The sequence below is a fragment of the Thiemannella venezuelensis genome (assembly GCF_014203605.1).
In the GTDB taxonomy this organism is placed as follows: Bacteria; Actinomycetota; Actinomycetes; order Streptosporangiales; family Streptosporangiaceae; genus Planomonospora_A; species Planomonospora_A venezuelensis.
The window spans coordinates 1-13,431 of sequence record NZ_JACHJJ010000030.1 but is presented as its reverse complement, the minus strand read 5'-3'; the positions used below and the strand labels follow the sequence as shown (position 1 = coordinate 13,431).

At 71.0% G+C, this 13,431-nt stretch carries 19 protein-coding genes; 12 read left to right on the top strand and 7 right to left on the bottom strand.

The genetic code is table 11. The features are described 5' to 3' along the window. Nucleotides 1-14 precede the first annotated feature (14 nt). Both FHS22_RS31860 and FHS22_RS31855 read left to right on the top strand, forming a co-directional pair. Nucleotides 15-329: a hypothetical protein gene (locus FHS22_RS31860; protein ID WP_221474376.1), complete on the top strand. Its 315-nt coding sequence runs from the start codon at nt 15-17 to the stop codon at nt 327-329. Between the two features lie 19 nt (nt 330-348). Beyond that, complete coding sequence (locus FHS22_RS31855; protein ID WP_184947896.1) at nt 349-1,530, top strand: coiled-coil domain-containing protein; 1,182 nt, start codon at nt 349-351, stop codon at nt 1,528-1,530. Nucleotides 1,531-1,579: 49 nt separating this feature from the next. On the opposite strand, the gene FHS22_RS31850 is transcribed toward FHS22_RS31855, so the two are convergent. Then, nucleotides 1,580-2,203 carry a TetR/AcrR family transcriptional regulator gene (locus tag FHS22_RS31850; protein WP_184947895.1) on the bottom strand — a complete coding sequence of 208 codons (624 nt, stop codon included), beginning with the start codon at nt 2,201-2,203 and terminating at the stop codon, nt 1,580-1,582. A gap of 92 nt (nt 2,204-2,295) precedes the next feature. Between FHS22_RS31850 and FHS22_RS31845 the strand changes: the two genes are divergently transcribed. After that, nucleotides 2,296-2,688, top strand: coding sequence for an ester cyclase (locus tag FHS22_RS31845; RefSeq protein WP_184947894.1), 393 nt, complete (start codon nt 2,296-2,298; stop codon nt 2,686-2,688). A 39-nt stretch (nt 2,689-2,727) separates the two neighbouring features. Here the strand turns inward: FHS22_RS31845 and FHS22_RS31840 are convergent, their stop codons facing one another. Continuing rightward, nucleotides 2,728-3,348 carry a dihydrofolate reductase family protein gene (locus FHS22_RS31840; RefSeq protein WP_184947893.1) on the bottom strand — a complete coding sequence of 207 codons (621 nt, stop codon included), beginning with the start codon at nt 3,346-3,348 and terminating at the stop codon, nt 2,728-2,730. Between the two features lie 208 nt (nt 3,349-3,556). On the opposite strand from FHS22_RS31840, the gene FHS22_RS31835 reads away from it, so the two are divergent. Together FHS22_RS31835 and FHS22_RS31830 are read left to right on the top strand one after the other, a co-directional pair. Then, on the top strand, nt 3,557-4,246 hold the full coding sequence (locus tag FHS22_RS31835; protein ID WP_184947892.1) for a winged helix-turn-helix transcriptional regulator: 690 nt from the start codon (nt 3,557-3,559) through the stop codon (nt 4,244-4,246). 384 nt (nt 4,247-4,630) lie between these two features. Next, complete coding sequence (locus tag FHS22_RS31830; RefSeq protein WP_184947891.1) at nt 4,631-5,194, top strand: dihydrofolate reductase family protein; 564 nt, start codon at nt 4,631-4,633, stop codon at nt 5,192-5,194. A gap of 52 nt (nt 5,195-5,246) precedes the next feature. Here the strand turns inward: FHS22_RS31830 and FHS22_RS31825 are convergent, their stop codons facing one another. Then, complete coding sequence (locus FHS22_RS31825; protein WP_184947982.1) at nt 5,247-5,387, bottom strand: hypothetical protein; 141 nt, start codon at nt 5,385-5,387, stop codon at nt 5,247-5,249. A 178-nt stretch (nt 5,388-5,565) separates the two neighbouring features. Beyond that, nucleotides 5,566-5,973, bottom strand: coding sequence for a PaaI family thioesterase (locus tag FHS22_RS31820; RefSeq protein ID WP_184947890.1), 408 nt, complete (start codon nt 5,971-5,973; stop codon nt 5,566-5,568). 47 nt (nt 5,974-6,020) lie between these two features. Here FHS22_RS31820 and FHS22_RS31815 point away from each other — a divergent pair, with 47 nt between their 5' ends. After that, a complete protein-coding gene (locus FHS22_RS31815; RefSeq protein ID WP_184947889.1) occupies nt 6,021-6,635 on the top strand; it encodes a TetR/AcrR family transcriptional regulator in 615 nt (204 codons plus the stop codon). Between the two features lie 112 nt (nt 6,636-6,747). Next, nucleotides 6,748-6,972 carry a hypothetical protein gene (locus FHS22_RS31810; protein ID WP_184947888.1) on the top strand — a complete coding sequence of 75 codons (225 nt, stop codon included), beginning with the start codon at nt 6,748-6,750 and terminating at the stop codon, nt 6,970-6,972. 52 nt (nt 6,973-7,024) lie between these two features. Here FHS22_RS31810 and FHS22_RS31805 read toward each other — a convergent pair whose 3' ends face one another. Continuing rightward, nucleotides 7,025-7,294 (bottom strand): DUF1876 domain-containing protein, encoded by a 270-nt coding sequence (locus FHS22_RS31805; RefSeq protein WP_184947887.1) that lies wholly within the window; start codon nt 7,292-7,294, stop codon nt 7,025-7,027. A 341-nt stretch (nt 7,295-7,635) separates the two neighbouring features. Here FHS22_RS31805 and FHS22_RS31800 point away from each other — a divergent pair, with 341 nt between their 5' ends. After that, the gene (locus tag FHS22_RS31800; RefSeq protein WP_184947886.1) at nt 7,636-9,267 is read left to right on the top strand and encodes an FAD-dependent oxidoreductase; all 1,632 of its coding nucleotides are present in this window, start codon (nt 7,636-7,638) and stop codon (nt 9,265-9,267) included. Nucleotides 9,268-9,274: 7 nt separating this feature from the next. Here the strand turns inward: FHS22_RS31800 and FHS22_RS31795 are convergent, their stop codons facing one another. Both FHS22_RS31795 and FHS22_RS31790 read right to left on the bottom strand, forming a co-directional pair. Beyond that, complete coding sequence (locus tag FHS22_RS31795; RefSeq protein WP_184947885.1) at nt 9,275-9,835, bottom strand: TetR/AcrR family transcriptional regulator; 561 nt, start codon at nt 9,833-9,835, stop codon at nt 9,275-9,277. 386 nt (nt 9,836-10,221) lie between these two features. Next, the gene (locus FHS22_RS31790; protein ID WP_184947884.1) at nt 10,222-10,473 is read right to left on the bottom strand and encodes a hypothetical protein; all 252 of its coding nucleotides are present in this window, start codon (nt 10,471-10,473) and stop codon (nt 10,222-10,224) included. A 236-nt stretch (nt 10,474-10,709) separates the two neighbouring features. Here FHS22_RS31790 and FHS22_RS31785 point away from each other — a divergent pair, with 236 nt between their 5' ends. The 4 genes from FHS22_RS31785 to FHS22_RS31770 form a co-directional block, all read left to right on the top strand. Continuing rightward, the gene (locus tag FHS22_RS31785; RefSeq protein WP_338048046.1) at nt 10,710-11,702 is read left to right on the top strand and encodes a tyrosine-type recombinase/integrase; all 993 of its coding nucleotides are present in this window, start codon (nt 10,710-10,712) and stop codon (nt 11,700-11,702) included. A gap of 139 nt (nt 11,703-11,841) precedes the next feature. Continuing rightward, complete coding sequence (locus FHS22_RS31780; protein ID WP_184947882.1) at nt 11,842-12,054, top strand: DUF6203 family protein; 213 nt, start codon at nt 11,842-11,844, stop codon at nt 12,052-12,054. Between the two features lie 45 nt (nt 12,055-12,099). Further along, on the top strand, nt 12,100-13,020 hold the full coding sequence (locus FHS22_RS31775; protein ID WP_184947881.1) for an ABC transporter ATP-binding protein: 921 nt from the start codon (nt 12,100-12,102) through the stop codon (nt 13,018-13,020). 57 nt (nt 13,021-13,077) lie between these two features. Next, on the top strand, nt 13,078-13,431 hold a 354-nt coding region (locus FHS22_RS31770; protein WP_184947880.1), incomplete at its 3' end, for an IS5 family transposase.

Genomic DNA, 13,431 nt, shown 5'->3' with positions numbered 1-13,431 from the left:
GCGTGCTCCATGCCATGGACCGGCTGGACCCCGAGTCCGCCGGCGGCGCCGTCCGCCACATGGAAACCGACCGGCGGGCCGGCGTGCGGAGCCTGGCCGAGCACCTCGAGCGGGAGGGCGAGCTGCGCGAGGGGCCAGGAGTGCAGGAGTGCCCGCCGGGCGAGCCCCGCCGGGTGGTGGTCCGGCCCTCGGCGCCGGTCGGCATCCGGGGCGGGCGGCGGCCGTCTCCGCGGGCCGTCAACTTGCGGGAATTGTCATTCCCGGTAGTTGAGGACACCGGACCGCCTGTGCAGCGACCAGGATTATTTATTTTTATTTTCTGGAAATAAAAAACGCTAGGCTGGGGCGATGAACGGGCAAGGGGGCGGCGTGACGCCGTGCAAGCACTGCGGGACGCCCATCGAGCGGCGCCCCGGACGGGGACGGCCCCGCGCGTACTGCCCGCAGGGAGACTGCCAGGCGGCGGCGAAACGGGAGCGGGAGCTGCGGCGGGCGACACCGGGGCTGGAGGGCACACTGGCCCGCGCCGAAGAGTTCTACGAGCGCATGGAGAAGGGCATGGCCTCGGTGATCGAACCGCTGGCCCGGGCGCTGGCCGAGGAGCTGAGCCCGGCCGGGGTGGAAGCCAAGCTGAGCGCGGTGCAGGCCGAGGCCCATACCCGGGTTGCGATCGCGCGCACCGAACGGGAGCAGGCCTTCGAACAGGTACGGCTGGCGCGTGAGGCCGCCGAGCACGCCCGGCGGGAGCGCGACGCGATGGTGGTGCGGGTGCGGGAGGCCCAAGCCGAGCGCGACACCGCGCTGCACGACGCCGAGACGGCGCGCGAGCAGGCGCTGGCCGCACTGCGCGAGGCGGCCACCACCGAACGGCGGGCCCGCAGCGCCGAGGCCCAGGCGCTGCGCCGGGCCGAACAGGCCGAAGCGGCGCGGGACGCGGCGGCGCGGGAACTGGCCGAGCGGGTGGAGACCGCCGAGGCCCGGGTACGGCAGGCTCAGGCGCAGGCCGTACAGGACCGGCAGGAGACCGAGCAGGCACGGGCCGACCGCGAGAGCGCACGCCAGGCGGAGAGCGCGGCGCGCAGGGGCAGGGCCAGAGCCGAGCAGGCGGCCGCGGCGGCGGCCGCGCGGGCCGAGGCGGCAGAGGCGGAGCGAGACCGGGCACTGGCCCGGGCCGAGACCGAAGCCGCCGCCCGCGCCCGGGCCGTGGCCGAGTCGGCCGAGTCCGCCGCGCGGGCCGAGCGGGATCGCGGCCGCGCCGCCCAGACCGAGGAACAGGCCGCCGCGCGCGTCGCCGAGGCCGGGCGGAGGCTGGCCCGGGCCGAGGAGGAGGCCGCCGGACTGCGCGAGCGAACGGCGCGGGCGCAGGCGGAACGGGACGGGGTGAAGACGGAGCTGGCCGCCGAGCAGGCGCGGGTGGCCGATCTGCGGGAGCAGGCCGAGGGGCTGCGGGCCGAGGCCGCCGGACTGCGCGAACGCGCGGTCGCCGCGGAACTGCGCGCCGCCGCCGGCCCGTCCCCGGCGCAGGGATGAGGAGGCGGACCCGGAGGATGCCGCCGCCGTCCGCCTCGGGGCCATCGCCCTATCGGGGCCGGGGCCGCAGCCCGTCGAGGATGATCCGCGCGATGTGCGCGGAGCGTTCGCGGCTGATGTCCGCGCCGGCGTGGCGGATCGCGGCGAAGGCGCCGGCGACGATCGCCATCACCTCGTCGACTGCGACGTCACGGCGTACGACACCGGCGTGACGGGCGCGATCGAGCAGGCCCGCGACCTGGCGCGTGAGGTCCGCCGCGGCGTCCGGAGCGGCGTTGCGCAGGTCGAACTCGGCGGCCGTCAGCGCGCTCTTCACCGCCGCGTTCTCCGCCCCCGAGGCCATCATCCGGGACAGCAGCGTGAACAGGGCGGCCGGATCATCGGTGCCGGCGAGCGCTTCCCCCTCCGTCACCAGCCGCCTGATCTGGTCGATCGCGACGGCGAGGTACAGCGACTCCTTGGTGGGGAAGTGCCGGTGGACGGTGCCGGGACCGACACCCGCGCGGCGGGCGATCTCGTCGAGCGGGATGCCGAGGCCCTGGGTGGCGAACAACTGCTGCGCGGTCCGCAGTACCTGCTCACGGTTGCGGCGCGCGTCGGCCCGCGGCTCCCGGTCGTTCCCGGCGGTCGGCGACGGCCCGGTCGAAGGGCGTTCAGGCGTTCGGCTGGACATCTCACCCCTAGCTTAACCGGGGCGCCGCCCCGCTTACGTGCTCGTGTCGCCTCACCACGTCCAGGCCACCCCCACCTGAGGAGGTCACCTCGATGACCACACGCGAGGAAGCCAGAGCCCTGGTGCTACGGATGCAGGAATGCTTCAACACCCGGCAGTTCGACCGGGCCGCCGACCTGTTCACCCCCGATTTCCTCAACCACCCGCTCGGCGCCACCGGGTTCGAAGCGGGCAAGGAGGCCTGGCGCCAGGTCGTCGCCCGGTTCCCGGCCATGCGCGTCGTCGCCGAGGACATCCTGGTCGACGGCGACAGGATCGCCGTCCGCTCGTCCGTCGAGGGGATGGCGGCCCCGGGCGGCGGCGTCCGGCCCATGCTCATCGAGATCTTCCGCGTCGACGACGGCCGGCTCGCGGAGACCTGGGGCATCACCGAGGGCCCGGACCCGCGGCCCGGCCGGTCACCGCGCAGCGCGCTCGACCGGTGACCGGCCGGGGTCCGGCCCCGTACGGCTCGCCGGCCGGGATCACGGTCCGTCCGGCGAGCCGTACCCCTGGGCGGACGGGACGGAGGCCGCGCGGCGGTACGTGCAGATGAGCACACCGGAATCCGATGCCTCCGTGTGCACCAGCTCCAGATCGAACGGGAGCCCGCCGCCGAACAACCTCTTACCGCCGCCCGCCACGGTGGGGTAGGTCAGCAGCACGAACTCGTCGATCAGCGCTTCACACAGCAGCGCCGGAACCAGACCGCTGCTGCCCCACACGCCGATCTCGTCGTACCGTTCCTTCAGCCGGGCCGCCTGCCGGGCCGCATCCCCGTCGAGCACGGTGGAGTTGTTCCACTCGGCCTTGCGCAGGGTCCGTGACACGACGTACTTGGGCTGGCCGTTGAGCCTGGCGGTCCGCGGATCCGCCGGATCGGCGCCGGGCCAGTAGCCGGCGAACAGCTGGTAGGTCCTCCGGCCGAGCAGGAGCGCATCCGCCCGCAGCACCGATTCGGTGGCCTGCCGGTCGATCACCGGATCGGCGAACCGCTGCGTCCAGCCGCCGAGCGCGAACCCTCCGTCGCGGTCCTCGTCCGGGAAACCGGGCGCCTGGATCACGCCGTCGAGTGTGACGAACGCCGTCACAACGATCTTCCCCATGCGCGGTTCCCTCCGGGAGTCGTTCCCGCCGCCGGGGTCACCGGGACTCGGCGGCGATGCAGGCCGGACCGGCGCCCGAGGCCATGCGGAGCAGGCGCCGGGGGAGTCCGGCAACCGTGCGGCGGGCTTGTGGATCTCCAATCTACGAGCCCCACTCCTAAATAACAATCTTTAGTCCTATACAAGGATTAACCTCTAATGTGGAGAGGTGAGCGGCAGACGTAGCTACGGAGACCCGTGCGGCCTGGCCCGCGGCCTGGACGTCATCGGCGAACGATGGGCGCTGCTGGTGGTGCGAGACCTCCTGCTGGGGCCCAAACGCTTCAACGACCTGCTGGGCGGTCTGCCCGGCGTGAGCCCCAACGTGCTGAGCCAGCGGCTGCGCGAACTGGCCGAGAACGGAGTCGTCCGACGCCGCGCCCTGGGACCGCCCACGCGGGTCCACCTCTACGAGCTCACCGAATGGGGCCACGAGCTGGAACCCATCCTGTTCCGGCTCGGACGGTGGGGGAGCCGCGCACCCTCCCCGCCCGGAGGCACGATCGGAATCGACCCCCTGCTGCTGAACGTCAAAGCGGACTTCGACCCGGCACGGTCCGCCGACCTGCGCGGCCTCTACGAACTGCGCATCGACGCCGACACCTATACCATCCAGGTCGGCGACGACCCGATCCGGATCGACCGCCGGCACCCCTCCGAACGGCCTGACGCCGCACTCACCACCGACGCCGACACCTTCCGCGCCGTGTGCGCCGGCAGAACGACCATCGACGACGCCGTACGGTCCGGCGCCGCACGCCTCGACGGCGGCGACGACGCCCGGCGGCGCCTGGTCGAGCTCCTAACGGCACCATCGGGGAACAACACCCCGGAGCGGAACGGCGCCGGACGACCCTGACCGGCCCGGACCGTCACAAAAAGCGGTGCGGCGGTTCGATCGCCTTGTTCTCGTAGGCGCGCGGCGCCGGACCGGGCTCCCCGCCCCGTGCCGCCGCCTTCACCACATCCGCTCCGGCGCCGCCCGGCATGCCGGGCCGTCGTCACCAGCGACGACGGCCCCTCCCGCACGCCCGGCCTCGGACCCGGAGGCTCAGCCGGGTCGGCGCCGGCCCCGTCGGCCGGCTGGGTGGGTGGAAGTTCGGGCGCACGCCGCCCACGGCCTTCACCGCCGACACTTCAAATTCCATATTGAAGACCTGTTGACATACCTAGGTTGTTTTTAGCAAGCTTGCTTTCGAGAGGAGCGACAACCGCACCTCCCACCCCTCGAAAAGGAGACCCCATGCGCAAGTTCAAGCTCCAGGTCCAGACCACCGTCGACGGCTACATGGCCGGCCCCGGCGGCGAGATGGACTGGATGACGTTCCCGTGGACCGACGACGTCAACGCCTACCTCGACGCCCTGACCAAGCCGGTCGACACCATCGTGCTGGGCCGCAAGCTCGCCGAGGGATTCATCCCCGCCTGGGCCTCCTCGCCCGAAGGCGAGGACCAGGCGACCGTCGACTGGATGAACAACACACCCAAGGTCGTGATCTCCAACAGCCTCACCGAGTCCCCCTGGGACAACGCCACCATCGCCGGCGGAGACCTGACCGAGGCCGTGACCAGGCTCAAGTCCCAGCCGGGCGGAGACATCATCACCTACGGCGGCGCCACCCTCGCCGCGAACCTGATCGCCGAAGGCCTGCTGGACGAGCTCCACCTGCTCGTCAACCCGACCGCGATCGGCACCGGACTGCCGGTCTTCCCCACCTCCGGCGCCTACCAGCGGCTCCGCCTCGCCGCCGCCCACCCGTTCGGATGCGGGATCACCGCCCTGCACTTCGAACCCAAGCGCCCCTGAACACCGGAGCAGGCCAGGCGGGCACACGACCCGCCGCGGACCGGCCTTCGGCTCACGTCACCGGCAGCGCGGTGGCCAGCAGGACCACGCCGACCGATCCCACCAGCGCGGCCACCGCCATGACCCGCGCGAGGGCGGCCCACAGCGCCGCCCCCATCACGTGCGCGAACCGCACCACCGACCACCACGTCACGACACACCCGCCCCGAACAACCCCGGTAACGACCCGACCGGCACCTGACCGGCGGACCCGGCCGACCACCACGATCGCACCGATCCGCAGACTCTCGGGCACGCGACCGCCCGGGGGAGAGGCGTCCCCCCGGATCCGCCTCGCGTCGGGAGCACCCCGGCAGAACGAACCCGTGACGTCATCCGACAGGAATGAGGATCGTCTGACCGTTGGCGATGAGCCTGCCCGAGTCCCGGTCACGGAGCTCCCCGCAGGCGAAGATCTGCCGCCTGCCGGCCTTGACCGTTTCGGCGGTCGCCACGAAGGCGGCCCCGGATCCCGGCGCCAGATAGTTGACCGCGCAGTGCGAGGCGACGACCAGACCGGAAAGCGTGAACGCGGCGAAGCCGCACGCGGTGTCGATGAGCGCCGACACGAGACCCGCGTGCAGGTGCCCGGCGTACTGGCCGAATTCCGCACGCCACTCCATCTGCAGGGAGACCCGGCCCGGCGCCGCCTCCGCCACCTCGAAACCGGCCCACTGATTGAACGCCGCCGCCGAGTTGACCTCGCGCAGCCGTACCAGAAGATCACTGGAAGAATCCATATAGACTAGTCTATATAGAACCATTCCGAACAGTAAGGCCGCCGACCATGTCCGCTCCCGCCAAGCACCGCGAGGCGATCGTCCGCGCCGCCGCGACCCTCTTCCGGCAGAAGGGCTACACGGCGACCGGGCTCAACGAGATCCTGGCCGCCAGCGGCGCCCCCAAGGGCTCGCTGTACCACTACTTCCCGCAAGGGAAAACGCAGATCGGACAGGAGGTGATCCGGCAGGCGGGCAGGCTGGTCACCAGAACACTGGCAGACCTCGCCGCACACGAATCCTCCCCGGCCGCGCTGCTCCGCGCCTACGCGCGGATGGTCGCCGGCTGGATGGCCGAATCAGGCTTCCGGGACGGATCACCGATCACCACCACACTGCTCGAACTCGCCCCGCAGGAACCCGGCGTGACGGCGGCCGGACACGAGGCGTTCACCGCCTGGTCCGCAGTGCTCGAGGACGGACTGACCGCCGCGTCCGTGCCGCCCGCCCGCGCCCGCCGCCTCGCAGGACTCGCCATCGCCGCGCTCGAGGGCTCACTGGTACGGGCCCGCGTCGAACAGGACAGCCGGCCCGTCATCGAAACGATGGACGAGGTCGCCGACCTGCTCGACACCGCCATGTCCGCCTCCGGGGGACAGGCCAAGGACGCCGGAAAGGGCTGACAGGGCTGGCCAAGCGGTCTCTGACGTTCCTGCACGGCCGGGCATGACGGGATGGGTGGTCAGGCCACCGTTGCCGACCCGGTGACGAACGGGGGAGAGGCAGACGCCGTCCTTGATCAGAAGGGCGCGCAGGCCCTCCTCGGTGGTGACGCTGCCGAACTCGGGCACGTTGATCGGCCCGCTCTCGGTGAACTCGTTGCGCGTGGCGTTCACCATCGGCACGTGCAACGCCGTGGCCGCCCACAGATCGGGGCGGCGCACCAGCGCGCCGCCGATGGGGATGCCGTCGGCGCTGGCTGCCCTCGCCGGCCAGCCGCCCCGGACGGGCCGAGAGTGAGACGGCGGTGAGACCCGCGCCGTCAGGCACACGAGCCTCACCGGAACCCGCATCAGCGCGACGCCGACCCTGCTCCCGCCAAACGCGCCACGTCCTCGGCGCCGTCCTCCAGGAGCTTCGCCGACAGGTCCGACAGCGCCCGGCCGACCGCCAGCTCGTCACCGATGTCCGGGACGGCCTGGTCGCTCGGATTGCGGCGCGCATGCGCCACGCTCTCGTGCCGCGTGCCGTCGTCGGCGAGCAGAACCGCTCTCGCCGTGGTGACGTCGTCGTTGTCGTCCTCGGTGATGGAGATCTCCACGTTCCATTGCTTGGTCTGCATCACGAACACCTCCTCATCCTCAAGGGTCCCCTCCCATCCCACCTCGACAAACCCCTTCAATCCGACATATCGGACTTTTCGCTCTCTGTGAGCAGGCAACGGCTGCTCACACCCACGGCCGGAGGGACGACCAGAAGGGGAGCGTCGCGACCGGACACACCCATGGAGCGATCCGCGCAGGCAGTCGCATCGCACGTCTCCGCAGCTCGTCGCCACTCCGCACTCGGCGCCCTTATTGACCTGGCGAGCGGTTGTCGCACAGACTACAGCCCAACCGGACGCATACGTCCGGTTGAGGGAAGGCGTTTCCTGCCGCCTTCCGCGATTCGAAGGAGACTGCGTTGACCGATCAGTGGGACAGGACCGTCGACGTGCTCGTCGCGGGCTCCGGCGCAGCGGGACTGACCGCCGCCATCGCCGCCGCGGACGCGGGGCTCGAGGTCCTGGTGGCGGAGAGCACCGCCCGCTGGGGCGGCACCACGTCCGTCTCCGGAGGCGGACTGTGGATGCCGGCCAACCCGCTCATGCTCCGCGACGGCGTCGCCGACTCCACAGAAGAGGCCCTGCGCTACATCAACGAAGTCGTGGCGGAGGCGGGACCCGCCTCCTCACCCGAGCGCAGAAAGGCCTACGTCCAGACCGCTCCCGAGGTCGTGGCCTTCCTCGGCCGCAAGGGCGTCCGATGGCGCAGATCACCCGACTACCCCGACTACTACCCGGACCGGCCCGGCGGCAAGGTGGGCCGCGCGATCGAGGCCGCCCCGTTCGACACCAAGCTGCTCGGCGACTTCTACGACAGCGCCCGATCCAAGGAGAGCGGCATCCCGCTGCCGCTCATGACCGACGACGTGTGGCTGCTGTCACGTGCCTGGTCCACGCCCAGCGGCTTCGTCCGCGGCACCCGCTTCGTCTTCCGCTCCATCGGCCACTTCGCCGCCGGCAGGCGTCCGGCCGGCATCGGCGGGGCACTCGCCGCCTCCCTGATGCACATCGTCCGCGGCCAGCAGACCCCCGTCTGGCTGTCCGCACCGGTCACCGACCTGGTCACCGAAGACGGCGACGTGGTCGGCGCGGTGATCGAGAAGGACGGCCGCAAGCTGAGGATCCGTGCACGGCGCGCCGTCGTCCTGGCAGCCGGCGGGTTCGCCCGCAACACCGAATGGCGCCGCAAACACCATGGCATCCCCGGCTACTCCTCCGCACCCGAGGGTGACCTCGGCACCGCCATCGAGGCGGGCACCCGGGCGGGCGCCGCACTGGCGCTCATGGACGACGCCTGGTGGGGCGCCTCCCTACTCGGCCCCGACGGAAAGACCTCCTTCCTCGTATCGGAGCGATCCTTCCCCTTCTCGATCATCATTGACGCGAACGGCGAGCGCTTCACCAACGAATCGGCGTCCTACATCGACGTCGGCCACGCCATGCTGGAACACGACGTCCCCGGCCCGATGTGGATGGTCAGCGATGTCCGGCACAGCCGGCGCTACCTGAACTCCGCCCTGATGGGACAGGCCGGGAAATGGATCCGCGCCGGCCTCCTCATCGAGGCCCCCACCCTGGAGGAACTGGCCGCGGAGATCGGCGTCGATCCCGCACGGCTCGGCGCAGCCGTCCAGCGCTTCAACGGCTTCGCCCGCACCGGCGTGGACGCCGACTTCGGCCGCGGCCGCACCGTCTACGACAACTACTACGGCGACCCGCGGGTCAAACCCAACCCCAACCTCGGCCCCCTGGAGAAGGGACCGTTCCGCGCGGTCCGCGTCCACCCGGGCGACCTGGGCACCAAGGGCGGCCTGCTCACCGACGAACACGCCCGCGTGCTGCGCGAGGACGGCACGGCCATCGGAGGCCTGTACGCGGCGGGCAACACCACGGCCTCGGTCATGGGCCGCACCTATCCCGGCCCCGGCTCCACCATCGGCCCCGCCGTCGTCTTCGGCTACCGCGCCGCCCGGCACGCCGCGGCACACTGAGCGCGGCTCAGCTCTCGATGCCGTGGCGGAGCATCCGCCAGATCCGCCGGGCGGCCTCCGTACGCTCGGACGCGACAGGGATCTCGGTGAGGAGCAGGGCCAGCATGCCGATGGCCAGGAGCAGATCGTCGGTCGTCACCTGCGCGCGCACGCGGCCCGCCCGCTGGGCCTCGGCGAGCCCGGCCTCCAGCAGCATCCCCACGCGCTCGCGCAGGCGGAGGATCCGCGGATCGGGCTGCGGCGGGACGGTGACCAGGCGGATGAACGTGGTCGAGGCGACGGTCTGCTCGGTGACCAGGGCCAGCACCTCCTCCAGGGTGGTGCCGGGCCTGGCCGCCAGCGCCTCCAGCTCGGCGATGCTGTCCTCGAAGACGGCCAGGGCAAGGCTGAGGCGATCGGGGAAGTGCCGGTAGAGACTGCCCTGACCGACCCCGGCCGCCCGGGCGACATCGGTGAGCGAGGCATCGTATCCGCAGGAGGCGAAGGCCTCCCGGGCCGCCGCGATCAGCGCCGCCCGATTGCGAGCCGCGGCCTTCGGTCCTCTGTTGGGTCGGCGGGTGGCGGTCACAATGGCCTATGGTACCGACCGGATCCATGAGTCCGGCTATGAGCGGACATGCGTCCTCCCGGCATCTGCCCGCCAGATGCCGGATCCACTGGGGGAGCGGTGGAGGCGTTGCCCACGCAGCCCTCCTTCGCGGGAGGGTCGCCGCGGCCCGGGGGCCGGCGGGGGGAGGAGCGGTCAGGTCACCCGGAGATGAGGGAGACCGGCGAACACGCGCTCCACGGCATGGAGCGGTGCCTGCCGGCGACACCCTGTGCGCGGATGCGGTTCAGCGAAGCGGCGGACCACCTTCACCAAAGACGGACAGATAGCACCTGAAGCGGAGCTTCACTCCTATACCGGACAGAACCCATCTTCTGTTCGGTATTAGGAGTGCCTGTCGCTTTCACTCAGAGTCGACGGACCAGACGGGACGCAGCCCGCTGACTCATCCCGGTCTCACCGCGGACCAGGAAGACCGCCTCGTCGAACTGGCCGGACACCTTCAGCTCCCGCGCCTGGCTCACCAGCTCGGGCCCCAGACCACCGCCGAAGAGGACATTGCGCGGCCGGTGCGCCAGCCGTACCGCGAACCAGATCAAGCCGATGATCGCCACGATGACGATCGCGGTCAGTGCGACGATCCTGATCGTGTCCGCCATACTCAGAGAATAGCCCCGTAGATCGGCCGGTGTCTGCAACCACGCCAAAGCCCGCAGGCGCACCGGCACTCCGGCGGACCGCCCGGCGGCAGGGCGCGGCGTCGGCGGTCTCGTGCGCGAAGGCGCGGACGTACGGCGCGCCGGCCCCTCTCCTCCCGGGTTCCCTTCCGTGTTTGATGCATAATCGCACTTATGCATCACTTGGGATCCGCACTCCCCACCCGCAGCGAGGCCCCGTGAACCACGACTCCCCGGCACCCGTGCACGTCCCCGAAGCCGCCGAGGACTTCCTCTCCTCCCTGCGCACCAAGAAGCTCTCCGCCCACACCCTCGCCGGCTACGGTCGCGACCTGCGGACCGTGGCCGAGCTCGCCGCCGCGGCGGCAGGTCTCACCCCGGCCGGTCTCGAGGTCCGCCACCTCACGGGACGGCTGATCCGTACGGCGTTCGCCGACTTCTCCGGCCCTCGTTCGGCGGCCAGTGTCAACCGGGCCTGGAGTGCCTGGAACCAGTTCCTCACCTTCTGCGTCGCTGAAGGGCTGCTGGAGGGCAATCCGATGGCGGCGGTCCCCCGGCCCCGTCAGCCGGCCAAGGCTCCCAAGCCGCTCCTGGGTGACGGCAGCGCCTCGGCGACCCTGCTGGAGCGCATCGCGGAGGGCGCGCGCAAGGCACGGGATCCGTGGGTCGAGCGGGATCTCGTGGTCCTGGCGCTGGCGCTGGTCACCGGCATGCGTTCGGCGGAGTTGCTGGGGCTGACGGTCGGGTCCGTCGGCGGCTCTCCCGGCGACCGGCGCGTCCAGGTGGTCGGCAAGGGCGGCAAGACGCGTTCGCTGCCGATCGAGGCTCCGATCGAGCGGCTGGTGGAGCGTTATCTGCAGAGTCGTCTTTCGCGGTTCGGTCTGGCCTCGCTCCCCCGGTCCGCGGTGCTGCTGGTGGACAATGCCAATGAGCCGTTGCGGCGGGGTGGGCTGCAGTATCTGGTCCGGCAGTGCTACCGGTATGCGGGGGTTCATGATCGGGTTCAGCGGGGGACGCTGGTGCATGCGTTGCGGCATGAGTTCGCGACGCGGTTGGCCGAGCGCGGCGCTTCGGCGCACGAGTTGATGGAGTTGCTGGGCCACTCCTCCATCGTCACGGGTCAGGCGTATGTGGCGTCGACGGCTCGGGAGGTTCGGCAGGCGGCGAGGGGCAACCCGGTTTACGGGGTCATCGAGCAGTTGGGGGGTTGAGGATTTTTTTGGATTTTTTGTCCTATGCGACCTTCTTTACAATGTATATCGATAAATCCGGAATTCGGCCCATTGGGGCCTGACCCGCGGATGTTCCCGGTCCGGGCATACGGTGCCGCCCGCCGGGCAGGGACCGGCCATGAAGAGGTTTTTCAAGGTCGTGGTGGTTCGCTGGTTGTCGCGCACTCCCCTGGGCCTGGTCCTGCTGGGTGCCGGCTGGTGGTTCGGGCGGCGCAGGAGGCGCCGGGCACAGCTCACCGCCTCGGGCGGGCCGGACTCCGGCGGCCGGCGCCGCGGCGGGTCCCGGGCCGGACGCGGATCTGCGGTGCACCGCTCCCCCGCGTCCCGGTGAAAACCGTTTGCGGATCTGTCGGAGGGGTCTGTTACGGTCTCGGGCGTGTCTGGACAACCCCTCATCTACGCCCGTGGCCTGGTAAAGCGGTTCGGCGGCTTCACCGCCGTCGACGGCATCGATCTGGAGGTGGCGCCCGGCGAGGCCTTCGGGTTCCTCGGGCCGAACGGCGCCGGCAAGTCCTCGACGATGCGGATGGTCAGTTGCGTCTCCCTGCCGACGGCCGGTGAGCTGCGCATCCTGGGCATGGATCCGAGGCGGGACGGTTCTCGGATCCGGGCGCGGCTGGGGGTCTGCCCGCAGCTGGACAACCTGGATCCCGATCTGAGCGTGCGGGAGAACCTGACGACCTATGCCCGGTATTTCGGGCTGTCGAAGGCGCAGTCGCGCAGCCGGGCCGATGAGCTGCTGGACTTCGCGCAGTTGCAGGAGAAGGCCTCCAGCCCGGTGGAGCCGCTGTCGGGGGGCATGAAGCGGCGTTTGACCATCGCTCGGGCGCTGGTCAACGACCCGGATCTGGTGCTGCTGGACGAGCCGACGACGGGGCTGGATCCGCAGGCGCGGCACCTGCTGTGGGAGCGGTTGTTCCGGCTCAAGCAGCGGGGCACGACGCTGGTTCTCACGACGCACTACATGGACGAGGCCGAGCAGTTGTGCGACCGGCTGGTGGTGATGGACGGCGGGCGGATCGTGGCCGAGGGGTCGCCGCGGTCGCTGATCGAGACGTATTCCACGCCCGAGGTGGTGGAGCTGCGCTTCGCCGACGAGGTCGACTACACCGGCAAGCTGGAGGGGATCGGGCGGATCGACCCGCTGCCGGACCGGATCCTGCTGTACGCCGACGACGGCGACGCGGCGGTGGCGGAGGTGCACCGGCGGGGGCTGGCGCCCACGAGCGTGCTGGTGCGCAGGTCGTCGCTGGAGGACGTGTTCCTGCAGCTGACCGGCCGGACGCTGGTGGACTAAGGCCTATCCTGTGAATCTTCCTCTCAGGAGGTCAGCCGGGTCACCGATGTCGTAGGCATGGTGCACCGAGGGGAGCTCACCGATCAGCAGTGGGAGCAGATCAAGCCGCTGCTGCCGCAAGGCGGCCGTCAGGGCGGACAGTGGCGCGACCACCGGCAGGTGATCAATGGGATCGTGTGGCAGGCCCGGACCGGAGCGCCCTGGCGGGACGTCCCGGATCGGTACGGGCCGTGGAAGACGCTGCACGAGCGGCTGCGCCGGTGGAGTGCCGACGGCACCTGGGAGCGGATCTTCGAGCACGTCAAAACCACGGTTCAGGCCGGTGAGGACGGCCTGGACGATGCGGTGTACGAGGTGGCGGTCGACTCCACCGTCACCCGGGCGCACCAGCACGCCGCCGGTGCCCGGAAA

Excerpts from the sequence above, each read along its gene's own strand:
- FHS22_RS31860 (WP_221474376.1), top strand. The coding sequence starts at position 15 with ATGGACCGGCTGGACCCCGAGTCCGCCGGCGGCGCCGTCCGCCACATG.
- FHS22_RS31855 (WP_184947896.1), top strand. The coding sequence starts at position 349 with ATGAACGGGCAAGGGGGCGGCGTGACGCCGTGCAAGCACTGCGGGACG.
- FHS22_RS31850 (WP_184947895.1), bottom strand. The coding sequence starts at position 2,203 with ATGTCCAGCCGAACGCCTGAACGCCCTTCGACCGGGCCGTCGCCGACC.
- FHS22_RS31845 (WP_184947894.1), top strand. The coding sequence starts at position 2,296 with ATGACCACACGCGAGGAAGCCAGAGCCCTGGTGCTACGGATGCAGGAA.
- FHS22_RS31840 (WP_184947893.1), bottom strand. The coding sequence starts at position 3,348 with ATGGGGAAGATCGTTGTGACGGCGTTCGTCACACTCGACGGCGTGATC.
- FHS22_RS31830 (WP_184947891.1), top strand. The coding sequence starts at position 4,631 with ATGCGCAAGTTCAAGCTCCAGGTCCAGACCACCGTCGACGGCTACATG.
- FHS22_RS31820 (WP_184947890.1), bottom strand. The coding sequence starts at position 5,973 with ATGGATTCTTCCAGTGATCTTCTGGTACGGCTGCGCGAGGTCAACTCG.
- FHS22_RS31815 (WP_184947889.1), top strand. The coding sequence starts at position 6,021 with ATGTCCGCTCCCGCCAAGCACCGCGAGGCGATCGTCCGCGCCGCCGCG.
- FHS22_RS31805 (WP_184947887.1), bottom strand. The coding sequence starts at position 7,294 with ATGCAGACCAAGCAATGGAACGTGGAGATCTCCATCACCGAGGACGAC.
- FHS22_RS31790 (WP_184947884.1), bottom strand. The coding sequence starts at position 10,473 with ATGGCGGACACGATCAGGATCGTCGCACTGACCGCGATCGTCATCGTG.
- FHS22_RS31780 (WP_184947882.1), top strand. The coding sequence starts at position 11,842 with ATGAAGAGGTTTTTCAAGGTCGTGGTGGTTCGCTGGTTGTCGCGCACT.